The organism is Flavobacterium sp. 9, assembly GCF_002754195.1.
GTDB lineage: Bacteria > Bacteroidota > Bacteroidia > Flavobacteriales > Flavobacteriaceae > Flavobacterium.
Genome location: NZ_PEEU01000001.1, coordinates 759,996 through 784,128 on the forward strand (window position 1 = coordinate 759,996; position 24,133 = coordinate 784,128).

At 29.3% G+C, this 24,133-nt stretch carries 14 protein-coding genes and 2 pseudogenes; 6 read left to right on the top strand and 10 right to left on the bottom strand.

Features of this window, described 5'->3' with window-relative positions; genetic code table 11:
• The first annotated feature begins 580 nt into the window (after window positions 1-580).
• The 3 genes from gldJ to CLU81_RS02835 all read left to right on the top strand — a co-directional run bounded on the left by gldJ (window position 581) and on the right by CLU81_RS02835 (window position 4,712).
• Complete coding sequence (gene gldJ / locus CLU81_RS02825) at window positions 581-2,257, top strand: gliding motility lipoprotein GldJ (RefSeq protein WP_099708442.1); 1,677 nt, start codon at window positions 581-583, stop codon at window positions 2,255-2,257.
• Window positions 2,258-2,751: 494 nt separating this feature from the next.
• Window positions 2,752-3,732, top strand: coding sequence for a helix-turn-helix transcriptional regulator (locus CLU81_RS02830; protein WP_099708443.1), 981 nt, complete (start codon window positions 2,752-2,754; stop codon window positions 3,730-3,732).
• The gene (locus CLU81_RS02835; protein WP_099708444.1) at window positions 3,729-4,712 is read left to right on the top strand and encodes a helix-turn-helix domain-containing protein; all 984 of its coding nucleotides are present in this window, start codon (window positions 3,729-3,731) and stop codon (window positions 4,710-4,712) included. The genes CLU81_RS02830 and CLU81_RS02835 overlap by 4 nt, the downstream gene beginning before the upstream one ends.
• 637 nt (window positions 4,713-5,349) lie before the next feature.
• Here the strand turns inward: CLU81_RS02835 and CLU81_RS02840 are convergent.
• The 4 genes from CLU81_RS02840 to CLU81_RS02870 all read right to left on the bottom strand — a co-directional run bounded on the left by CLU81_RS02840 (window position 5,350) and on the right by CLU81_RS02870 (window position 14,099).
• Window positions 5,350-6,087 (bottom strand): hypothetical protein, encoded by a 738-nt coding sequence (locus tag CLU81_RS02840; protein WP_144444463.1) that lies wholly within the window; start codon window positions 6,085-6,087, stop codon window positions 5,350-5,352.
• Between the two features lie 1,570 nt (window positions 6,088-7,657).
• Window positions 7,658-8,794 carry an OmpA family protein gene (locus tag CLU81_RS02855; protein ID WP_099708448.1) on the bottom strand — a complete coding sequence of 379 codons (1,137 nt, stop codon included), beginning with the start codon at window positions 8,792-8,794 and terminating at the stop codon, window positions 7,658-7,660.
• Window positions 8,795-9,924: 1,130 nt separating this feature from the next.
• The gene (locus CLU81_RS02865) at window positions 9,925-12,102 is read right to left on the bottom strand and encodes a hypothetical protein (protein WP_099708450.1); all 2,178 of its coding nucleotides are present in this window, start codon (window positions 12,100-12,102) and stop codon (window positions 9,925-9,927) included.
• A gap of 701 nt (window positions 12,103-12,803) precedes the next feature.
• Window positions 12,804-14,099: a hypothetical protein gene (locus CLU81_RS02870; RefSeq protein ID WP_099708451.1), complete on the bottom strand. Its 1,296-nt coding sequence runs from the start codon at window positions 14,097-14,099 to the stop codon at window positions 12,804-12,806.
• 3,191 nt (window positions 14,100-17,290) lie between these two features.
• Between CLU81_RS02870 and CLU81_RS02875 the strand changes: the two genes are divergently transcribed.
• Complete coding sequence (locus tag CLU81_RS02875) at window positions 17,291-17,749, top strand: hypothetical protein (RefSeq protein ID WP_099708452.1); 459 nt, start codon at window positions 17,291-17,293, stop codon at window positions 17,747-17,749.
• Window positions 17,750-18,324: 575 nt separating this feature from the next.
• Window positions 18,325-19,326, top strand: coding sequence for a hypothetical protein (locus CLU81_RS02880; RefSeq protein ID WP_233209642.1), 1,002 nt, complete (start codon window positions 18,325-18,327; stop codon window positions 19,324-19,326).
• A 310-nt stretch (window positions 19,327-19,636) separates the two neighbouring features.
• Here the strand turns inward: CLU81_RS02880 and CLU81_RS26940 are convergent, their stop codons facing one another.
• Complete coding sequence (locus tag CLU81_RS26940; RefSeq protein WP_199174615.1) at window positions 19,637-19,837, bottom strand: hypothetical protein; 201 nt, start codon at window positions 19,835-19,837, stop codon at window positions 19,637-19,639.
• A 2-nt stretch (window positions 19,838-19,839) separates the two neighbouring features.
• A pseudogene (locus CLU81_RS02885) lies at window positions 19,840-20,052 on the bottom strand (AAA family ATPase); the annotation flags it as partial.
• 242 nt (window positions 20,053-20,294) lie between these two features.
• Between CLU81_RS02885 and CLU81_RS02890 the strand changes: the two are divergent.
• A complete protein-coding gene (locus tag CLU81_RS02890) occupies window positions 20,295-20,471 on the top strand; it encodes a histone H1 (RefSeq protein ID WP_099708454.1) in 177 nt (58 codons plus the stop codon).
• A gap of 809 nt (window positions 20,472-21,280) precedes the next feature.
• Here the strand turns inward: CLU81_RS02890 and CLU81_RS02895 are convergent.
• The 4 genes and pseudogenes from CLU81_RS02895 to CLU81_RS02910 all read right to left on the bottom strand — a co-directional run bounded on the left by CLU81_RS02895 (window position 21,281) and on the right by CLU81_RS02910 (window position 23,876).
• On the bottom strand, window positions 21,281-21,925 hold the full coding sequence (locus tag CLU81_RS02895; protein WP_099708455.1) for a nucleotidyl transferase AbiEii/AbiGii toxin family protein: 645 nt from the start codon (window positions 21,923-21,925) through the stop codon (window positions 21,281-21,283).
• Window positions 21,925-22,392, bottom strand: coding sequence for a plasmid maintenance system antidote protein (locus tag CLU81_RS02900; RefSeq protein ID WP_099708456.1), 468 nt, complete (start codon window positions 22,390-22,392; stop codon window positions 21,925-21,927). The genes CLU81_RS02895 and CLU81_RS02900 overlap by 1 nt, the downstream gene beginning before the upstream one ends.
• A 584-nt stretch (window positions 22,393-22,976) precedes the next feature.
• Window positions 22,977-23,198, bottom strand: a pseudogene (locus CLU81_RS27070) (PDDEXK nuclease domain-containing protein); the annotation flags it as partial.
• A 435-nt stretch (window positions 23,199-23,633) separates the two neighbouring features.
• A complete protein-coding gene (locus tag CLU81_RS02910; RefSeq protein ID WP_099708457.1) occupies window positions 23,634-23,876 on the bottom strand; it encodes a hypothetical protein in 243 nt (80 codons plus the stop codon).
• Window positions 23,877-24,133: the final 257 nt, after the last annotated feature.

Sequence of the window (24,133 nt, forward strand, 5' to 3'; positions counted from 1 at the left end):
TCCAAACAAACGATTATAAATTGCAAGGATCTTTCTTTTTTAAAACTTTATGGCAAAGATAAACACACAGGTTACTAACACACGGTTGTAATAAGTCGTAAAACTATGAGAATAAGGTCTATTTTATATTTAAGCATTTTTTTTTACAAAAGATATCAACAAAAATCTTACAAATCAAAACCCCTCCAAAATATGCTTTACAAAAAAAAACACATGTACTAAATACAGAATTTCAAAACCAATCCTCGAAATTTATCACCTATAACTTTGGTCTACTATAAATCAAAACCTTATTAATAATAAAAAAACCTATAGCAATATTTTTACGACCTATTAACACCCCTAAAGAATCAAATCTGTATTTAATTTTGCCTATGATTTTAATAAAAAATAAAAACTGTTAATTATTAATTCGAAATTATCTAAAACTTATAATCACTAAATAACAGCAAATCTCCCGAGATAAAAGTTTTAAGATCTCTCAAAATTCATAATTAAAGCATAATCCAACTTAATTTTAAATATCTAAAAGTGTTTTTACTATATTTTTTGAATGCTTTTAAATATCTACTTAATCATTATGAGAAATTATAAAATTATAACTTCGCTCTTATTAATTACAATTCTTTTTAGCTGCAACAAGCAGCCATTATACGATAAGAGCTCAAGAGCAACAGGTTGGCAGATGAGTGGCACAACCAAAGGAGTTATTGGAGCCCAAGAGCTTAAAGGTCAAGATACCGCACCGGGATTAATTTTTGTCGAAGGAGGATCTTTTGTAATGGGAAAAGTTGAAGATGACATAATGCATGATTGGAATAATCAAGCAACACAACAGCATGTACAATCCTTTTATATAGATGAAACAGAAGTCACTAATGCTATGTATTTTGAATACATAAGATGGATAAAAAAAGTTTTTCCACCAACTATTGAACTTTATAAAAACATATACAGTGGCGTTATTCCAGATAGTTTAGTTTGGAGGAACAGACTAGGCAGCAATGAAGCAATGGTTAAAAATTATCTTAGACATCCTGCTTATTCTGACTATCCAGTTGTTGGCGTTAGTTGGATTCAGGCAACGCAATTCTGCAAATGGAGAACAGAACGGGTCAATGAAGCATCACTAGAAAAAAACGGGTATTTAAAACAGGGAGCCAAAATTAATGATGTTACTGCAGAGAGTTCTTTTAACACCGAAACCTATTTAGTGGCGCCTACAAGAACTTACGGAGGCAATTCAGACATTGTTTTAAAAGGAGCCAGTGGCGTGAGAATCATGCAAAAACAACCAGCAAAAAATGCAAATCAAACAAGAGAAGAAATAAATTTGTATGCAGAACGTTCCACAGGAATAATCTTTCCAGAATACCGACTTCCTACTGAAGCAGAATGGGAATATGCAGCCGCTGCCAATGTGGGTCAAAGGGTATATAACAATTACAAAGGAAAACGCAGATATCCCTGGTCGGGAGGAATTACATATTCCAAAGGAGAACAGTTAGCGAATTTCAAACAAGCTACAGGAGACTATAACGGTATAACAGGCTGGCCAACTGACCATGGTGAAATAACCAACGAAGTCAGATCATATCCTCCGAACGATTTTGGATTATACGATATGGGAGGAAATGTAGCCGAATGGGTAGCAGATGTCTACAGACCCACGATAGACGATCAAAATAATGATTTTAATTATTTTAGAGGCAGTGTTTTTACCAAAAACAAAAAAGGAAAGGACGGGAAAATTGAACTAGTTACTAAAGAAACAATAAAATACGATACTTTAAGTAATGGCAAAATAGTAGCCTTGGATTTTCCCGGAGAAATTAAAAAAATCCCCGTCGATGATGATGAAACATTCTTACGTCAAAATTTTGATCGATCCTACGAAATTAACTTTAGTGATGGCGACTCACGATCTACAAATTTCCTAAAATCAAACACTTCAAATTCGAACGTTTCAGATAAAGACAATACATACAAAATGTATAATTCGCCAAAAAATACAATTACATTAGATTCATTAGGAAATATGATTAGGAAATATGACAAGTCAAACAAAAGGACCACTTTAATAGGTGACAACACCAGAGTTTACAAAGGTGGTTCATGGAGAGATCGGGCATACTGGCTTAACCCTACACAAAGAAGGTACATGTCGCAGGATTTTTCTACTGATTTTATTGGATTCAGATGTGCAATGTCAAGAGTTGGAGCAAAAGCAAAAAGAAACAAAACACGTAAAAATTAATTTTCAAAAATATTAATGCAGAATTCTTACCGCATATAATTTTCCCCTAGTGGAGCACACATACTTTAATAAAATAAAAAAAACAGTAGAAAGCATAGCTTTCTACTGTTTTTTTTTTAATCTATCTCTCCCTATCCTCCACACGAACTAAAAAATCAACCATATTCTGTTTGGTAATTACACTCGAAAAACCAAACTATACAAGACAATACCTACATATCTAACTGGTACTGAAAAAACATAAACCAAATTTCAACTAATCAAAAATTCTTCTATAAATAAATTTGCTCCAAAAAATAAAGAAAGACCTTATTGCCATGATTTTAAGTCTTAATACACTCCAAAAAAACCATATGACACTATAATTTTGTCTTTTAAAAACCACTTACCTCCTATATTAATAACAAGCTAACAAACAGCTCATTAATAAATACTTTTAAAACTTCCAAAAGTAAATCTTCAAATAGAACAGTTTTATAATTAAATCAATATCTATGAAAAAAATACAGCTTCATTATGGCGCTGATCTAGACTGGGTCGAACCATTTGTTAAAAAATTTAAAGGAAAAGTAGATGGAAATTTCATAATACTTCCAGAAGAAATTCATACTGGCAGCAGATATTTTTTAGATTGTGGACAAGGTGTCATTGCCTTATATATAGATGTGAAATACAATTGTGATTTACAAATAATTCAAAAAAATTTAAAACATGATTTTGTCGGATTGTACTACCACTTATCTGTAGATCCTACCAGACTTTCTTTCGGCGATATCTCAACTTCAATGGGATCTTGGACATACAATTTATCATTAATTGACAGCTCTTTAGACCATACATTTGAAGTTAAAAAAGATGACGAAATTTTTATCTTTTGCATATTTGTTAAAAAAGAAATTATAAAATCATATGCCCAAAATAATAATTTCTCAAGCAAAACTATTGAAGCAATAATGAATCCATCTAAAAACACCTTTATTAGATGGGATAGAATGTGTCATGAAAGCATACACATATTAGACGACCTGCGCAAATTACAAGTTGGAGAAGTATTGTTTGACCTTAATATGATTGGCAGTGCACATATGCTTATTTCTAATTATCTAACTAAAATATCAGAAAACAATATCATCATACAACAAGTTAATCAAGATGACTTATCAAATATTATATCCGCTCAACAGTTTTTACTGAAAAACTTGAACAATCATTTTCCTGGTATAAAATTAATAGCAGCAAAATTTAATATGTCAGAATCTAAATTTAAAATTTTATTTAAAAAAATTACCGGTAACACTGCAAATGCCTTTTTTCTAGATAACAAACTCATCAAAGCCAAAGAACTTCTGGAAGAAAACCAACTTTCCGTTACTGAAATTTCCAAAACATTCAGTTTTGGAGACACAGCTTACTTTTCTTCAAAATTCAGAAAAAAATTCGGAATACTACCTAAAACATATACTCAACAATTATGATTGAAATAAATCATTTTTATTCACTAGCACCACAATGGCTACATTGGCCAGCTCAACAATTGGGTGCAAAACTAATTAATGAAAAAATAACCATATTCCCAGATGATATAGGATTGGGAGTACATTATTTTACACCTGTAATACCGGGAATATCGGTAATATTTTTGGATGCTACCTTTAGAACTGAAATCGTAATAAAGAGACTTAAATCAGACGACAATCTCTATATTTTACATTTTGACATGAGTAATGAAATTAATGAAATCACAATAAACAATGAAAATTACCCTATAAATGAGCATCAATTCGATTCGGGGCTCTTTGTATTACACACAAGTGTTGAAAATTCATTTAAACCAAAAGTAGGACAAAGAATATTTGCCCTACGTTTACTTATTGATGCAAAATTACTAGAAGATTACATTTCCCGTAAAGATAACAAATTAAAAAATATAAAGAAAAATATCCTATTCTATAAATATATCAATAGCAATATTAAAATACTCATTAATAGCCTAAAAGAAAAACCCATATTTGATCTTGAATTTGATTCTTATTTAAAAGGTATATCTTTAAAAATATTAGCCAATTTTATAACAACCTATACCAATCCCACAAAAAATGATATCACAAAAATTGAAATTGAGGCCATTAGCAAAACAAGAGACTATTTATTAAATAATCTATACGACCAATTCCCTTCAATAGTTTTTCTCTCAAAAACAGCAACAATGTCTATCACCAAATATAAAGTATTATTTAAAAAACATTATAATATTTCTCCGAATCAATTTTTTATACGAGAAAAATTAATACTTGCAAAACAATTACTAATTAGTGGCGAGTTTTCATCACAAATACAAATAATGAGATTACTAAATTATTCAAATAAAAAATATTTCAACAAAATATATCAGAATCATTTCGGAACCAAACCTTCAGCAGATTTTATTAAAAACACAAACAATTTAAATCTTTAGATTCTTTAAAAAATTGATTATTATATTAAGATATTAGCCAAATAACATGAAAAATAAATTTTAAAAAAACTCATATATAATTCTGTATTCTCATAAAAAATTTACAGCAATAAAGCTTACATGACTTAAAATCACAATATATCATCTGTTCACAACTAAAAGATTAAGTAAAAAAATCCATTTCTAAAAATGGATTTTTTGTATTGGAAATAATGACTCTATTAAAAGCTTACACTTTACACCTGCTAAAGAAATATGAATTTGAGAAAAACAAAATACAATACAACCCCACGCATCTTATTTTTTTGATTTATTAAAGACCTGAAAAATTCAAATGTCTTAACTAGAATTTTCACCATATACAACACCTACACCTATCACACGCTAAAAACCAAAATAACTTCTAAAGTAATACTAAATCACATTACTCTTTCTATAATACTTTTTTTAAAACAAAAAACACCAAAATAAAAAATACCTTAACACCTTAAACTCATAATAAATTTTAGAAGAAAATAAAACAATTTTCTTTAAAATACCCGAAGAAATTAAACAAAAACATACTTCTTAGTATGACATTGTCTTTAAATTACATTACAAACCATATTAATTTTCAATTTAGAGCTGAACTCGGAGTTTAATAATAAATTTTTTTTACTCGATCAAATTTTCCATCTTCCATAATTTTTATTTCTACCGGATAGCCATTTCCATTATAAGAATAAATATTTTTACACACACTTGTACCCTTTTCAGAAACACGGCTTACACTCACTATGTTATTCCCCATAGCTTCATAATCCAATAACAGATCAAAACCTAAAACATTTTTAAAAATTGCATACTTATCATCAAATTTAATAATGGAGAACTTTTTGTCTCCCATGAAAGTTTTTTCCTTTTTTATTAAATTTCCGGTTTTAAATGTAAATTTCCCTCTTGAACCTTCATCAAATATTGTACCTGTAAAAACATTAATTCGACATTCTGTATATGATACAGTTCCATCAATATTATATATATATTCCCTCTTATAATGGTATTCATTTCCCAAAATTTTAATCAATGATGAAATTAACATTTTACCACTATAAGTAAATTCCATTGTCAAATCTATTACCCCTCCCGCAACAATTTCTTCTATTTTTGAAATGACATTTCCAGAATAAGTATATTTTGTCATAAAACCATTTTCCTCACATACTTTTCTAATTATTCTATTTCCACTATAAGTAATATTAAAATTTTTTAAATCTTCATCATTGTACTTATCAACAATTTTCTTTGGTAAATTTGACTGCAAAACTTTTCTCGAATTAGAATTAAACACCAATAAACAAACAAAACTATTAAATAGATTAATTAAATTTCTCACGATTTTTATTTTAAATTAATTGATAAATTTAAATTCATATAGCTTTAAAATCAAAAAAACAAGCCATAAAAACATAATCTTACGTTTTTTTTATCGGCTTTAATTACCAGTGTCAGAATAGAGTATCTGCCAATATAGATCTTTTAAAGCCGTGCAATCGATATTTTGTTCACTATCCATTGCTTCCACACCCTCACATATACCCTGGAGGTTATTCAATTTTTCACTTCCTAATACTTCCTTACCTCCTAAAATCCTCCTCTTATAATAAATCTCCAATTTAGTTATTATGTTTCTAAACAATAAATAATTCGACTCCATAAGCAATTTTTATTTGTATAATGAATACGCATTTATATCTAATTAATGACTATCCCAAATCAACACATTGAAAGAACGATCAACATCTTAACTTGCCATTTTAGCTAAATATAAATTTACACTTTAAGTAAATTTATATTTTTTGCAGTACACCAATTAAAATTTAAAATTAAATCAAAAACAATAAAATTTAATATTCAATAAGACATATAAACACTGTAATAGATTTGACCTGCAGTTAAACTTATCTCATAAAAACAAAGAAAAATCTTTCATTTTATTTTTTTAGTAAAAAAATACCCGTATAATAACGGATATTCTTTTTCCAAAAACAAAAATCTAAACAACAGATAATCAACCTACTCTCTTATTTAAATAACTACACAAATTTAAAGCAACTATACTCCATAAAAGGAACCCAAAAGCCTTAAAATTAAAACAATAATACATATTACACAGATAACAAAACTTACTTTGACAAAACACGCCTCTTTGACATAAAATAATTTTTTATTCCAAACCTAAATTTAGTTTTCAATTACTCACAAATTCTAATTCAAAAAAAAATATTAAAATTGAAACAGTTTTATTGTGGAATAAGCATATATTAGAAAATTGCCCTCTTCAAGCATCCATAATCTCTATAATAACTTCATCCGACGCAGTCAAAATTTCAAAAACCCACTTTTAAAAATGTAAATTTCATTTAATTTCCCTTCTTCTTTTTTCCCTTGTGCATTTTACAACATAACTTTTGATATCAAAAAAAACCGCTTGCTTATATTGAAACCTCGAAAATATAAGTGCAGTTTTCTAATTTTAAAAAACTTATTACTAGTAGCAACTTTCATAATCTTGCAGTGTAATATATTTAGTAATTCTAACAAAACATTTTCTGCTATTATTAATTTATTAATAGTACTAACTAACACTAATTCTTTTATCAACAGAATATTAAACATTAAAAAGCAAAACCAGCATTTTAATTCACAAAAGTATTTTCAATTTGAAAATTATCCTCGATTCAATTGTATATTTAATTAGATATCTCACAAATAGCAATTTAATTTCTCCTGATAATATCATACCTAATATTATTTAATAAGAATTGCGAATAAACACTCAAATAAACCAGTAAGACATAAAATCAAGAAAACAGTTACAGGAAAAAATCCCGTAACTGCTTTTAAAAAAATAAATTTAATTTTATTTCTCTCTCTTATCTCAAAAAAAAAAAAAAAAAAAAAAATTACTTCACTCTAAAAGTGACTCTCCTAGCCAATCTTCTTGCTTCTTGTGAATTTTTCTCTATAGATAAATCTGCCCCTTCTGGAACCACATTTAATTGTGAAGATGGAATACCTGCCTTTTCTAAAATGACTTTAACATTTTTAGCCCTTTGATTTGATAATTTATTATTATACACTGAATTACCAATCTGATCAGCAAAACCAATAATATCAAGGGAAGCTGATGGATTTTTTCTTAAATAGTTCAAAACAACATCAATTGCAGCAGTAGAATTTTTGATTGGAGTAGATTTATTAAAATCAAAGTAAACACTATAATATTTTTCATTAATCAATTCTTTGATAATATCTTTATCATTTACAATCGTAGTTGTAGTTGGTTTTTCTACAATTATTTGTTTTTCAGGAATCTTTGATACCAAGGCCTCAAGCTCAGCAATTTTACTCTCTAATGGAGAAAGATCTACCTCTTGTGAGATTACTACCCAATCAGCATGTTTTTTATTTTTACCTAAATAAACATTTAATCCTAAAGTTCCGTTAAACAATACTCCTGAAAAACCTCTACTTTCCGTAAGACCTGCTCCGTCAAAATTGCGATCTTGAAAAGCATTAACAATAGTAGACAAATCACCGGTTATCGCAACACGATCAGATAATCTAACCTGACCTGTAAAACCTGCTATTAAGTTACCCATTCTATCCTTAACATGTAGCTCTTTATTTTCCAACTGCGCAACACCAAAGCCCGCATGACCCAATATCCCAAGAGTCTTAGTCCAGGTTTCGAAATTCATAATTCTTCCTAAATTGGCCACCCCTTGTAAGTCCGCTCTGTAGTATTTAGAATCAAAGTCAATTGATGTATCTCTGCCAGTAAAGCTATTATAACCAAAATCAGCCTTTAAACCAAATTTGTTATTCATCATATATCTAACACCTAAATCAACGGTATATGGACTGATTCTTTCCATAGAATATTTAGCAGTAATTGTTTGCTGTGGCTTATTAAAACCACCAGCTGCCTCTACAGACCACTTATTATAATTATTAATATTATTTTTTTCTTTTTCTATTTGTGCCTGCATTTTAAGTAGTCCCAGAGAAAACATAAGGATTAGTACAATTTTTTTCATAGCAATTTATTAAGATTAAATTTTCTACAAAAAAACAATTTAACAACACAAACTACCGGCTCTTTAAGGTCATAAATACCTAACATTAGGATTTAATTAAAGCCTTTTAAAAATTCAAAAATCCCTTTCCTTATCCGTTTTATTTTTTTACTAAAAATATCATTAATATTAAAGAGTAGATAAATCAAATTTAGAATACTAATTGCAATATTTTACAAAAAAATCTTACAATATTTTTTATTGCTTATTTTAAGAACCAATGAAAGCGCTTATTTAATTTTCGTCAAAACTCTCTTTTTTAATATAAATTGGGTATTCCAGAGCAAACTTTCACCGGAATAATCAATAAATCTCAAAACATAAATTTTACACTTATATACATCAGGGTCTAAAAAAGGAACTTTAATTAAATCTTAACTACATATAAATTTAATTGAAAATAGTTTTCACAATCAGATATACGTACGCTATAAGCCCTTTCTTAATTTTTCAAGGGAAGCGGAAAACCTTATAGAATACGATTGTTACTAAGAGATACAATGGAAATTATTTAAAAAAAAACAGCAACAAAAAAGTTTTTGCCACTGTTTAATATTTAATTTTATGTAATAATCCGTATCGCTTTTTCAGGACCAGACAAAATAGAGAATCAAATTAAAAACCAATCTTTTTTATTTCCACTATTTACATTTTAAGTCTTTTTTTGTTTGATTCATTTTTAGCATACTCCATTATTCTTTTTGTTAATAGCACTTGACAACATTATTTTATAACAATTACTTGTGGTGGTAAATTTTGTCTATCTTTTTTATACGAGTAAATCATTCCATCTTTATTTAAATAAACATATATATAGTCCCAGTAACATGGTCCGGCTATGCTAGACGCCCCCCCCTGTGCGCATTAATGAAAACTTGTTCTCCATAAATAAGTATTTCCCCTTGCTCGCCATGAACAACTGTACGTATTGGTGATCCCCAACACTTAATAATATTACTTTTAGTCTTTCCGATCAATTTATCTCCAATTTTTGCTGAACTTAAGCATGCAGAGCAAAGTAAAATACAAGCTAGTAAAATAATTTTTTTTATTTCTAGTACGTTTCTGAGTAATCTCTTCAATTCCATTTATTAGAGAATGTTTAATATTTTGTTGATAGGACTTGCTTTTATTTCTTTTTCTAATTCAATAATTTCCGCAGTAGTTTTATTTTTTGCAATTAAATCTTTAATTTTATCTGCAATGGATAAATAATCTGAATGAGCACACATACGATATTTAAAATGGGCAGATCTAAAAAAAGCAACCATTGCATAATAATGTGTCTTAGCATTTATCACTTCGTAGTTTTTATACTGATTGTAGAGTTCAATATAACCTAGCTGAGATAGGTGATGACAAAAAGCATTGTTTAAAAAAAGAGTAATTTTAGGATTAATTTTCCTCCATGGATGTTTTTCCTCGTTAGATAATAAATTGTAATCCGGAATATAAAAGTTTTGCAAAACTCTGTACAAAGTATCCCTTATAGGGCTAGGGTAAGAAGCGGCGGTAATAGGAGATGATTCTGTTATGACAGTATTTAACATATCAAGCAGAGGTTCATCAATTATTGGATATTGGCTTGCGTATGTATAGTAATACTCTTTAATTAATATAAATTGTGGATGGATAAAAAGGCTTTTTAAATGAATATCATCCCAAATTAAATCAATTCCTTCATATCCGCAATAAATTGCTGCTGTTATCGATTCTATTGCTTTGTCTAAAAAATTAAGAGCAGTATAAATACAAGCTATATTATGAAAAATAAATGGTTCTACGAAACAAGTTTTTTCTATTTTATCAAATAAGACAATTGCTTTTTCAAAATGAATTGTGTCGTTAGATTTTAAATACAGTTGAAAACAGCAATAGAAATAATCATTAAATCCTCTATGTAAATAAGCAGAATAAATATTTTTTTGATATTCTTTTTCAAAATATTTTTTTAGCCATTGATTCATTCCGGTATAATATTTTTCCACACCATATTCATAAAACTTACCGGGAATATATGTGAGAGAATTTTCTTTGTTTTTTTTTTCAAGATTATTCAAATAATTACTAAGCGAACTTATTCGTTCTACCACTACATTTGGTTTATGTAAATTACGCTCACGAATAATGAGTTCTCCATTTTTATCCTTACAATGCAAAATAAAATGTGAAAGGTCTGATCTGCTATTTGAGACCAGCATCCCTGCTATTTCAGAAATAATACTAAAAGAAGCTTCGTCAATACCGTTTATTACAATTCTTCCTACTCTAATTTGTTTAGCACTATAGAGAACAATGTTTTGATAATAATAGCCACAAGAATTTATTTTATAATCACCAACATCTGTTTTTAAAAATTGTTGTCCTACAAAGTAAATATGCAAGTGATCTTCTGCTACATATTCGCTGTACATTTTAAAACTCGCTCCGTCTGAATTTGGATACGCTTCAAGTGAACTACTATAAACAGTTTCAAGTGAAGCATAATAGCGCATGCTTGCTCTTTGATGTTTTTTGAATTTGGCACCATCTCGGATCATTATGCGCAAATTCCCAATTATAATACTACTGTCATCACGTAAACCATAGTCAGTCTTTCTTAATTCTTGCAAATTTACGTTGACAAATGAAGTTATTTCATTGAGTTCTACTGTATAAAAAGTTATTCCGTTATAAAAATAGTTCGCAAATATTTCGATAGGTTGCTCTAAAGTAGCAGTATGCAAACTGTTTTTTAATGTTTGCGTACGATGTTCTTCTTGTAATTTTTCAACTTTTTTCACAATACTTTTATCAATAATTTGCTTAAAAAGAAAAGCAGTGTAAAAATCAGTTTCCGTTTCCTCAAAAAAATATTTTGCCGCGTCATTCCAAAATTCATTAGTTTCTTTACTTGAAAAACGAGCTGCGCTAATTTTCTTATTTTTTATTTTAGCGGCAAATATTAAGTCTGCCTTTGCACAGTTATAGGCATTTACATTAGCAATAATATAGCCAATGCTTTCCTGATCAAGATATGCCTCAATTTGTTTTAAGTTATGAAGTAAAGAATGGTGCAATAAAAAGTCGGAATTACCATAGTTGAAAAAAAAGAAAGCATAAAACGCATTTTCTTTTTTTACATATTTAAAAACAAAATAATTACTGTCTTCGTTTTTAATACAATCAAATACTGAACTGGCAATATCTTGAGAAACTTTTCGAAGATACTTTTTGTAATTTTCTTCTGATATTTTAATTTTTGCACTAATACTTACAGGTTCAGCCATAATGTTTTTAATAAAAGTTCGATGTTTAGTTTAATGATATCAAAAATTAACAACTTAAGACCTATTGTATAAAAACAAATATTAAATGTTTATTAAGATAAAACTGATCACAAATATAATTAAAGGCAATATGCTTTATACACCTACTTAAGGCTTAAAAACACATAAATAAGTCCATTTACAATAAAAAAAAAGCGTTGAATATCTTTCTTTTATTTGTTTTCACACTGAGTTCTTAAGTACAATAGGGATAAAATACAATTTATTTTAAATAGTTCATTTTCTTATGAGAACAGCGCTACAAACTTTAGATTTTGTAAATTTTTGAAGATTTATAAATGAGATATTTTAATAAATACCATTCATTAAAAAAAGTATTAATTATTTATCCAAAATAAGGGAGCAGATATCTTTTTTCTCACAAATAGTTAAGACGGTATACAATGATTGTAAAAAAATAAAATCTTTTTAATTAAATTTTAATTGAATAATTAACCCATTTTTTTAATACTACAACTTTTCATGTAATGGATTTTGGTTAAAATTACTCTCACTGCTCTGGCAGATTCAGTTTGGCTGGTTAGTTTCCAGTTTTCGAATTTGCAGAAAAAAATTATGTGAAACGATAATGCCACTAAATTACACAATAGGCACATACATGCGTTGAACTAAACTATAGTAACTAAGACTAAAAGGGTAGTTTAACAGCCAGAGGTTTTAATGCATCTTTCAATTATTTTTTTTGTTTTTCCATGAACACTTTTAAAATTAGATGACCAGATGAGATCTTTAGGTACGTCTAGCCATAGTTCCAATTTCTTAACATCATAGAAGGCAGCATTTAAAGTAATAGTTCGATATAGAAAGGGACGCGAATTTTTATAAGCATCCAAATTTTTATCAAATGGGATACAAATGTTTTCTTTCATTTTTTTTAAAACTGGAATCAATTCGGGCTCTGCAACTAAAAAGTCAAGTAAACCTCCTCCCTTAGCTCTGTTAAATTTTTTAAACTCTTGGAAAAACCAATTTATACCCGGCTGATAATTACTGTAAAGATGGTATTCATATATATTTAACGATACTGCTAATTTTTTTCTAAAATCCGGATTATTTTTTCCAAATTCGATTATTTGTTTAACTTCTTCATTTTTCTTTGAAAAGTTAAAAGCCATCGAATATAAGTTAGATAATTCTGGCAAACCAATATAAGAAGACACTTTTTCTCGTATTGATTCCATTTCAAAACACATTAATGTGACTTGGAAATGCTCAGGAAGTTCGGGTAACATGGAACAAATATCGTTTAAAAAGCCACATTTTACTAGTACATAGAGCAAATTAAGAAACTCCCCTCCGGTTCCAGAATTGATTCCTACACCTTTTGAAATCTCTTGAAGTTTTCCATCAAAATAGTAAGTCCTAAAAGCTGATGGATTTACTGGGGGATTAGCTATCAAATGCAGTGTTTCTTGTAAATTAAAATCGTCAAGCCTATTCCAAAAAGCATTTATTAATGGGTGCTTGTAACTTACTTTAAATGCAAAATCAGATAACTGATAATTATTATCTTTGTATTTTCTTAAGTTTTCCATTGCTTCTTTGCAAGAATGAAAACTGCCAATATCAGCAAAAAAAAAATCAGTAGGGATGTCATATGCGCCATTAAAAAATCGGAATTGATACACTTCAATACCCTTTTCCAGCTTTTTTCTTGATATTAAACACTTCTCATTTTTTCTATTAAGAATAGATTTTTCGAACCAGCACAAAGGCGTTTTCTTTATATCAAAACCCCAATACTCAATTATAGGTTTATAAACAGATTTTATATATTCTTGAATGAGCGTATTCTCATGCAACGGTTTTAGTAAAATATAATCTCTATCTTGTTCCTTAGTCCCCCAACTATTACCATTAAACTTCCAAAAATTGCGAAAACCATAGACAAATGCATCTTTTACTAAATTTAAGGCTTCTTGTGGATCATTATTCAAAATGCGAGTTAAAGAAGCATAGATTATGTAGTTACTTGATGTGTAAGAAAGTTCTGTGTGTTTTTTTTAAATTATCAAGTAAGTAACTCGCATCAGTTAATAAATGCCTTTCTAAGAAGTCAGAATACATCTGCCAAGTTGATTCCAAGTTTTGGTCTAAATTCAATATGTTGTCAGGTTCCATATAATAGAGCTGTAAAGTTATTTGCTTATTTTAATATTTTGTGAACTAATCGGCGGCATTGGAGCCGCATAACACTTACTTTTGGGTATGGCGAAGTTTCCAGAATCGCTCACCGGATCACTTCCAGTCCTCTTGGTTAGCGCTTACTGAATTTTACCAAGAAGACGTCCTTACCGCCCCTTCAAATGTTCGGCGAACATCTTTTCAAAGCGGTCGAAGCAGGTAAGAATGCTTTGCCAAATACCGGCCTTGGAGCCACGCTCGAAGAATAATGCGCCAATCACTCCCGGCAGCCCATCGTCCTTATGCAAATACAGCTCGGCGCAATAGCGCTCAAAGTATCTGACCCGGTGTCAGTAATAATTTGTTGTCAGAAGCGGTCAAAATTAGTTTCGTTTTTAAATATTTCTAACGGCATGTATCTAATTTTTTCTCGTGGAGTATTTCATCTTTTGTATTATCTGATTTTAGTTGTTTGTTATACTCCATTTTACAACAGTTTAAAATAAATAAGAGCATTAAAATAAATATTTTGTTCATTGATATATTATTAGACCCATTTTTGCAAAGGCTTTTTTACAAACTTCTTTTAGTTTAAATCTTTCTATCTATAAAATGCCCCTGAGCTAATAAGCGTATCACTGAACCAATCATGGCTAATTTCATGTTGGTTTCTTTTTATTTTCTTCTTCTTACGTATGCGGTCTTTGTCCCATAATTCAAACTCTTTTTTGTTTTTCATTATCATTAAAAACTTTGAAGTTTTCTAATAGTATTGAACCCGAAAAAAACGTCTCCCCAGTAGCGTTCAAAACTAAAAGTCACCTTTTATTAAGTAAAAATTGTCGGGATTTCCGCAAAAACTGATTTTCTAAATTCTTCTTATGTAATTATTTCTTTCCTTATTGCCTTTTCGTTTGGCCGCTCACAATTATATATGCCGGATAAAAACATATCTTTTTATAACTGAATGCAATATTAGACAAAATTCACATTAACAAACCGTCTTAAAAAGCCATAAAAACAGAACTAAAAGTCTAATCATCCATCACTTAAAACAAATCTAAGCTTACAATATCCTATCCATGATATAATGAACTTCGCAAACAATGCAGACATTTTTTTTTACCAATGTTATGCTTGAAACTTTTAGTATTCTCACAATACCTCTTATCCCTAATCCTATAAGCCGCACTAGTGGAGCACTCTACTTTTGTTTTTGTTATAATTTAAACATTTAAATCTCGTCTTCCTGAAGTAAAGCCAAGTTTTATGAGTTTTCCTCCACATACATTACTTACCTTTCTGCCAAACCAAACTTTTGACACTAGCTTCCATTTTATTCATTTTTAAACCCTAAAAATAAAAGGGATAAATATCATGCATCATCCCTTTAAAGTTAACTTTAATTGACAAGTACTAACCATCTATCAATACTACTTAAGTTCGAAAAACAAAAAACACACAATTTACACAATTCCCAAACCACTAATAAAAATACGCTATCCCTCACTTATTATACATATTCAATACTTATATTTAAGAATCTACTAGATAGTTTGCATTCTAAAGAAAAGAGGACTGGATTTACAATTTTCGCGTCTCAGTTAGATTTATCTATGATGACTTGTTTAGAATTTAATTGAATGTAAATTAAACCAGTTTAGGATTATTATAGTGTTTTCTAAATTCAGTATATAACATGTTAAAAGTATAAATGTCGAGTTTTAGAAATATTTTGTTCAAAAAAGATTTTAAGCGATTTTTTTTCTAAACACTAAAAACTAATCAGATATCTTTTTAAATAATAGATTTCTATAATAAAAAAAACTTTTTTTTTCAAAATCTCCTCAAAAAAAAATATATGCGAGAATATTGTTTTTTGTACATACACAAGTTCACGGCAATTTTATAGATGGACTTAATAAAAGGAAACAAAAAATAAATTAATTCACATCAAAACTAAGCACACTTTTCACAAAAATTCATATTACAAAAGACAATTTTGATCACTTTCTGGAATCGAAACCAAAAAAACCTAAATTGAACAATAATTAGACAGAATGATAAACTTCAAAAGTGTTAGACAGAGCCGGTTTACATGAAAAGGATTTATATTATGATCAAAATCAATACAACAAGTCAATAAAAGGACTAGAAAGACAACGAACATAGTTCGACATATTGAAATTATAATATAGAAAAGGAAATAAGGTATTTTGAAATTATTCCACTTTACGAAAATTGCAACGAAATGATACCTGTCTAGCATTTATATACATCTTTAAAAGAGAATGACAACATGCATTTTTACCCCTTTATGAAAAAGACCTGAACTACAACAACGATCGCAAACCAAGTAAGCCCTTGCTAATGCTTACTCTGAAACTAACATGCACGCTGTATTTCAGAGAGAGATTGACACGACCATTGCGGCATACAAATGGAGATTGTTTCGAGAAATTTCACGAACTATTCGAAGAGCAGTGGTGTGGTTTATGACGGCGGAGGATATTAATCCCCAATGACAAGCAATGCAGTTGAAGAAAAAATCTCTCTTCGTTTTCATACGTAAATACATCAACAGCCTGCTTCCCCGTGATTATTTGGAGTGGTGTTTCTATGGAGGAAAAATCGCAAGACATAGCCAGCGATTATTACATAAGCACTTGATCTTTTGGGCTATTTATCGTCCTCTTTGCCTAATGTATTTTTGAAAGCCATGTAGCTGTTAGACACTAATTTTTAATTATGTATATGATCTTACTTGAGAAATGAAAAAATTAGACACCAAAAATTATTAATATCTTCACCAATTAAAAACAAAACTTTAGAGAATCTATTTTATGCCCTTTTAGTTTTCATATTCTGCACGTTAGTATGATTTAGGCAGATCTTACAATAGCTTTAATTCAATATTTTTTTGTCTTTTTTTTACTTAAAATTGTATTTGTTTTTTAGTTATTTGTTTTTAAAATAAAAAGGATATTAAATAAAATAATTAAACATGGAAGAAACTTATGTACATGAATTTGAGTTTGAATTAAACCAAACTGCAACAACAATTTTGAAAGAAACCGCAAAGTGGGCTTATCTTTTATCGATTGCAGGCTATGTCGCGGTTAGTCTTATACTTTTATCTACTGCTTCTCAAGCAGATATCTTTTCCTCGAGAGAGATCACTGATTCTGAAATGAGTTCAACACCAAGTTTTTTGGAAGCAATAGAAGCCTTTATACAAATTTGTGTAACAGCACTTAATTTTTTTCCTGTGTATTATTTAAATAAATTTGCAGTAAATGCTAAAAGAGCTTTTAGAAATAATGATTCACAAGCATTAACCAATTCCTTTGAATATCTAAAATCACATTATAAATCTATTGTTATTATAATGTTGATTACCTTGGTAATATTTGTATCTATAGTATTTGTATCTCTAATTGCTACGTACAGAGATTTTAGATAAAATATAGCTTTAAAAGCCAAAGCTTTATATAACAAAAAGAGGTTGTTTTATGGATAATTTCTTTTTGTATAAATACAATTATTTATGTAAAATGGAAAATTTATTATTGATATTGTATTGCTATTGATTTTCTTTTTTGTGATTACTTGGTGTGATTAGTTTAGATTGAGATATAATTCCCGAACCGAGATTCGTTGAAAACCATGTATGATCCTTGAGAATAGAATAGAAATCAAGACACACAAACTTACACTCCAAGATATCGATCAGCTTCAAATGTATGTAAACTATCGGACAAAGTAAATTAGCCTAACAGGTTTTTAAAACCTGTTAGGCCTCCTGACAAACAACAAAATGCAAATCTAACTCTTGGTTACATTATCTATGAAATGAGCATAACTCTAAATTGGTCGCAACGACTAATGATGATATGCGAATTATATATCCAACAAAAAAAATATTATCTACATATGAAAAAAGCACTTTTATTATTTTTCGCCCTCTATACTATAATCGGGTTTTGTCAAAAAAAAGAATTTTATTTGGAAGGAACTTTGGCAAAAAATAAAATCTATATGAAAATAACAACATTCGATAGCTCGGAACCTGAAGCTACCTATTTCTATCAAAGTTCATTAAAAGACATTCCTTTAGAAGGAACAAGAGAAAATGATGATTTTACTTTTATCCTTAAAAGTGGAGATTCACAAATGGAGAAATTCGTTTTAAAAAAAATAGGAAAAGCTACTTTTAAAGGAACATGGAGTAATACTCAAGGAAAGACATTTGCCGTAAAACTCTCACCTATTGATTTTTCTAATTACAAATCGACTTTGTCAGAAAATTATTTGGATGAAAAATTAAATTTGATAAGATTCAAATTATTTGAATTCAAAAAACAAAAAACGACAGTTTACAAAAACAAAAAAATTGTTTGGTACACCGAAAAACACTGTAATGTTCGCTTTTTTAGATTAGGAGATAATTTTTCAGAGAAAAGCAAAAACGTAGTCAATCCCCTTTTAGAAAAAATGCAAATTGAAAACATCTTAGATCAGTTTAATTGTTCTTTTAATCTGCACAATACTTTACCAGGATACATAGAATATGACACATCTATAACCTTTTTAAGCAACAATTTACTTGGTTTTAAAATATCTTCCGAATGGCATTGCGGAGGACCTTATCCTGACCATGGAACGGAAGGCTATTTAATTGATTTGAATACTGGAAAAAATTATGGTATAGACAATATAATTGCTTTTGACAAAAGTGTTACAACTGAAAAAGAAAGCAATTTTGACCATTTTGTCAAGTACAAGCAGACCTATTTTGCGCCTAAACTATATGCAATTATAAATAGCGAACAGCATTTTAAAAAACCAACTCCTGAATGGTCTTGTGATATGACAAATTTAGATTGGTGGTGGAGTTCTGGAAATTGGGTTTACACCGAAAAAGGCATAGAATTCACCCCCAGTTTCCCACACGCAATGAAAGCTTGTGCGAAGCCTTTTTTAGTTCCCTTTCAAAAATTAAAAAAGTATAAAAACTCTAAATTCCCATATCAATTTTAATTAAACTTTTTTTGCTGATTTATCTCAAAATAAGTCGAAAGTTTAAAAGTCTCAAATATAAAATTCAACGGCAGTAATTCAATTGAAAATTAATACTAAATTTAGTTTTTCTGTTTTGATTGCTTGCAAACCTCAAAGCAATCAAAACAGTAGTGATAAACAAACGAACAACTGGCAACAATGAATAAAACCAAGTTTATAAAACTGATATTTCTTTTTACCGTAACACCTAGTTTATAAACTTCTATATGGTGAAAGAGACGAATTAGTCGTTACCGGTGGCGGTAATTCCGTTTCTTCCTTTAATTCATTATAGAACTGGCGATTTTTGCAGTTTAAAAATAGAAATTGGTGTTCCGTTTTTAGTTGATTTAGAAGCACGAAATCCAGTAGTTTTTGTAACTAAATCAGATGTAAAAATCAATAATATTGATATTTCTAACCATATATCTGAGCTTCCTTTGGCACCTGGACTAAAAAAATATAATGGTAATTGAAAGTATTCCGGCATATAGTGGAAAGAATGAATGCCTTCGAGAAATCACGCTCTTTCCCTAATCGGTCATGCAACTTTCCCTGGTCCATTATTTGCAGGAATACATCATATACAGAAGTATATGCCTGTTCAATTTCGTCAAACAGAACAATAGAATAAGGTTTTTGTCTGATCTTATTTACAAGCAACCCGCCCTCTTCATATCTGACATAGTCTAGGGGCGCACCATAGAAAGGGAGTGCCTTTGTGAGAGCTTTATGAAACATTTAAAAAAATAGATCATCAAATGTATCCCCTTATAAATTGTTTACAGAGAATTAGTTTTAACATTAAAGGGAAACCTTAGTCTTTTGTGGTATTGAGATTAAGTTTTTAGTTGGCCTCGATATATTGCAATAATTTAAACAAAAAGTAGTTTTATTTGGCAAACTAAACTGTTAGTTTTGCTTTATAATTTAATATATAAAATATCATGAAAGATTTATTAGTAAAAATCAACGCTGAAATTGAAACATTTAAAACAGAATCTGAAACTCTTACTCAAAAAAGTGTTAAAGCTGCTGGACCAAGAGCCCGTAAATCAAGTTTAGAACTTGAAAAGCTATTCAAAGAATTTAGAAAAGTCTCTGTAGAGTCAGCAAAAAAATAATTTATGTTGAAAATGATCCTCCTTTAAAATGCTTGAGCGAAGTAGCTGTTTTGATTTTAAAAATCTTATTATGGTATTTTTATAACCTCAAGAACCCATTTTTTCTTTCAATTACTTTTATTTTTACATTTCAATTAAAAAGGATAATTCTAATATTTTAAAGACTGTAAGTTTCTTAATTTAGGTAGTCAAGAAACAATAAATTACATGAAGTAGTCTTAAAAATATTATATATTAAAGATGCTCAGAGATGAGCATCTTTTTTTATATAGAGATATTAAATATCCTAGAGAACCGATGTTATTTGAGTTTATAGAAACTCCTATATAGTTCATTGCATTCGAGTCAATCAGATTTTCTAATTAAAAAGTACAATACTGGGTACTTATTTAGCACCTTTACATTGTAACAACTTAATATACAGTAAGTTAAAATGCCCTCTGAAAAATTAATTAAATAAGAAATAGTATGAAGCTAAATTCAGATTCTTGAGCAAGTTCCGGAAAAGAAAAATTAGATTTTACAAACAGTTTTTTAGAAGGATACTCTGTACTTTTGAAAAATAAGATTGCTTTTGTATTGATGTTAACTGTTCAAAGTTCATATATTTTTTATCTAGCATTTGGGAATATACAATCAGCTTACCGATATAGTATTACAAGTTACTTGAATAAATATTCTGATAAATCTCTCCAATGCAATCATTATATGACTGGTAGTAAGTAACCTAAAATCAGCTTTACATTAAATGACAATAATAACTGCATTGATAACTCAGTCAAGTTAGAAAATACGTTCTAAATCCAATGCTATAACTCAGCAATCAGCTCGATCATATCGAGTTTGATAAGTTCCCAGTGTCTGCCTCTGAGACATAGCGGTTCGAAATCTTCATCAGCATCCGAAAAATCAGTAAACTGATCAATTAGAAGCTTGCGGTCATGCGTGTAGGGATATCTTTGCTCGTGCAGGGCAAACATTTGAGTTATGCTGAAATCTTTCCTGAGCATATCAATATCCCAGAAATCTTTCTTCCTTCCCCCTCTCTGAACAACGTCGAGTTTCATTGCCGCAATCTCTGATCTGCTGGCAAGCCTTATGCTTCCATACTCTTGCACAGTATCAATAAACTCATCGGTATAATACAAATCAAGCTTTACACTTTCCTCAGCACTACGTCCCACATAATAAGACTTCCCCATACCAACAGGCCGTATATCCATACTGTCCACATAAAAATAATGAGCCCGCAGATAATCATCAATAGCCTTAAAATCAAGGCTTCCGTAATCTGCATCACTAAATAGGTCAATATCCGCAGACATCCTGTGCCCATAATACAAACTCAGTGCTGTGCCTCCCACCAGTCTGAAAGAATCAAATTCCTCGGCCTGCATCAAATCCTCAAGGATCGTTCTAAGTAGCGGGGTAACGGTATTAAAATGTAATGGCATTATTTAGATGTTTTTACTTTGTTTATAACATCGCTGCGATAAAATCGGATGATTTCCTGCTTCTCACTCTCATTACCTCTTTCAAAAATCCTTTTTATAACTGCTTTTTTTTGTTTCTGCCAGTCGATTTTCTTAATGTCAGTATCCCAGAAAATAATCTTTCTGATTTTATCAAGATCAGGCTTTAAATTTATTTTATTTCTGCTTAATTTTTTTTTCTGCTCTTCAATATCATAATAAACCTGAAGGGTCATAAAAAACCCTTCCTCCATGCAGAGTGACTTCTCAATTTTCATGGCAAGAGGGATGTTCATTCTTCGCTTTCCTTTGGTTATAGCCGTTAAGGTCTGGGGGAATTCCCCAAGCTCGATGGCAAACTGTCCCTTAGCAAGCATGCGTTTTTTCAGCTCCCGCTCCAGTACAAAGCCCGGATGAATTCCCTTAATGATATCTATAGTCGTTTTCATAATACAAAAATAAACAATTTTGTTTACACAATAATATTAAAGACGCATTTTAACAAACTCTTAGCTAATGAGTCGCAACAAATATTTCCATTCGAAATGGCAGAAAAGGGAGTGGATAACTTTTTTGCACAAAAAAATTAAGGCGATTTTTATAGATATTTTACCAATTAAAGTTTTGTGGCAGATTCACGGTATATGCTATTATAGAAAAGCAGAAATTCAGCAAAAGTAAGCATTAGAGAATTTAGGTTCGAATGTGCAACTGCCATCTAAAAGGGCAATTTTGTGCAAAAATTTAGCAGTAGTCTTTTTTAATTTTAAAGGTCATTTAAAAATTTATTGTCCTTTAATTTCAATCGTATCCCCAGTAATTCATAATTGGATTTAAAATGTATTCCGAAAGGTATTTTTTTTTCTATTTTTCTTCAAACTGCTCTTTAGGCGGTAAATCGGTCCAGTATTCAGCAACTATTATCCCATCTTTGTGCATTTCAAGTAATTCACTAGTTACGACTGCTTTCTGCGCAGAGTATTAATCCAATTGGTGTTTTTTTACCTTCTTTCTTTTCCTACTTGTCCAACCATCACAAACACAATTCCATTTGTCTTTTATGTTTAGCTTGGAATTTCCATAATTTTAATTCAATTGCTACTAGTCTTTTTAATTTACGATGATAAAATAGTAAATCTAAATTAAAATCTTCACCATCTATAATCATTCTTTTTTGGCGTTCCACAAATGTAAATCCCTTCCCTTGCCCAAGAATGAATTTTTCTAACCCATACAATATTGCCTGCTCTAAATCCTTTTCAAAATAGACATTTCCAAAATTTAGAAAATCTAATAAATAAGGATTTTTAAATGAGTATTGTAAATTATATGGAGATGATGTATAGCGATATCACCTTTACTTAAAAAATGTTTTCGAAAAGGCAATTACATTTTAAATAATTTGTTTTATTAGAAAATGTTTTAAGGTTTTATGAGATCGCTTTTACAAATAAAAAACAATCGTTTTCTCTGGGCAATTTTAAGACTAACCTAATAAATATTGATCAAATTAATTCACAAAAAAGACAATTCAACCTATTTTTGAAAAAGCAAAAAATCCAAAGCTAAAGATATACCAACTAATTGATAAAAAAGAACTACTATCGAAAATTAATAATGGAATTATACTAAAAGTGCAACTAGACATACTAAATCTAAGCCTATTTTGATTTCGGACAAAAAAATAAAACTAAGATTTTTTTAAAATATAAATGACAATTTCTTCTTCTAGCTCCTTTGATAAATTTTCTTCTTTTAATATGTGATAGAAAAATTTTTCAATTTTTCTATCACATATATCTGCATTTTGTTTACTTCTACAATACTCATCACAAATCAATTTAAAATGATTATCAATGAAATATAATACCTCCAGAGACTCAAGATATTCGATAAACTTTAGATGATATAATTCTTTAGGGATAGAAATCATTTATTAGCTTTTACTTTAAACTAAGTTATTGATAATTTTCATTTCAAAATTTAAACTATTGTTTCAAATTATAAAATGGAACTGATTTAGTAATATTCGCAAGACCTTTCTTATCGCACAGGATAATTACAAATCAATCCTCAATTATTTTGAGATAGAATATTACTAAAAAAAAGATTAGTTATAAAATTGTTTAATTTTGAATTACAAAAAATAAATTATAAGAATCATTTTAAATAAGTTAAATTTTATAATCT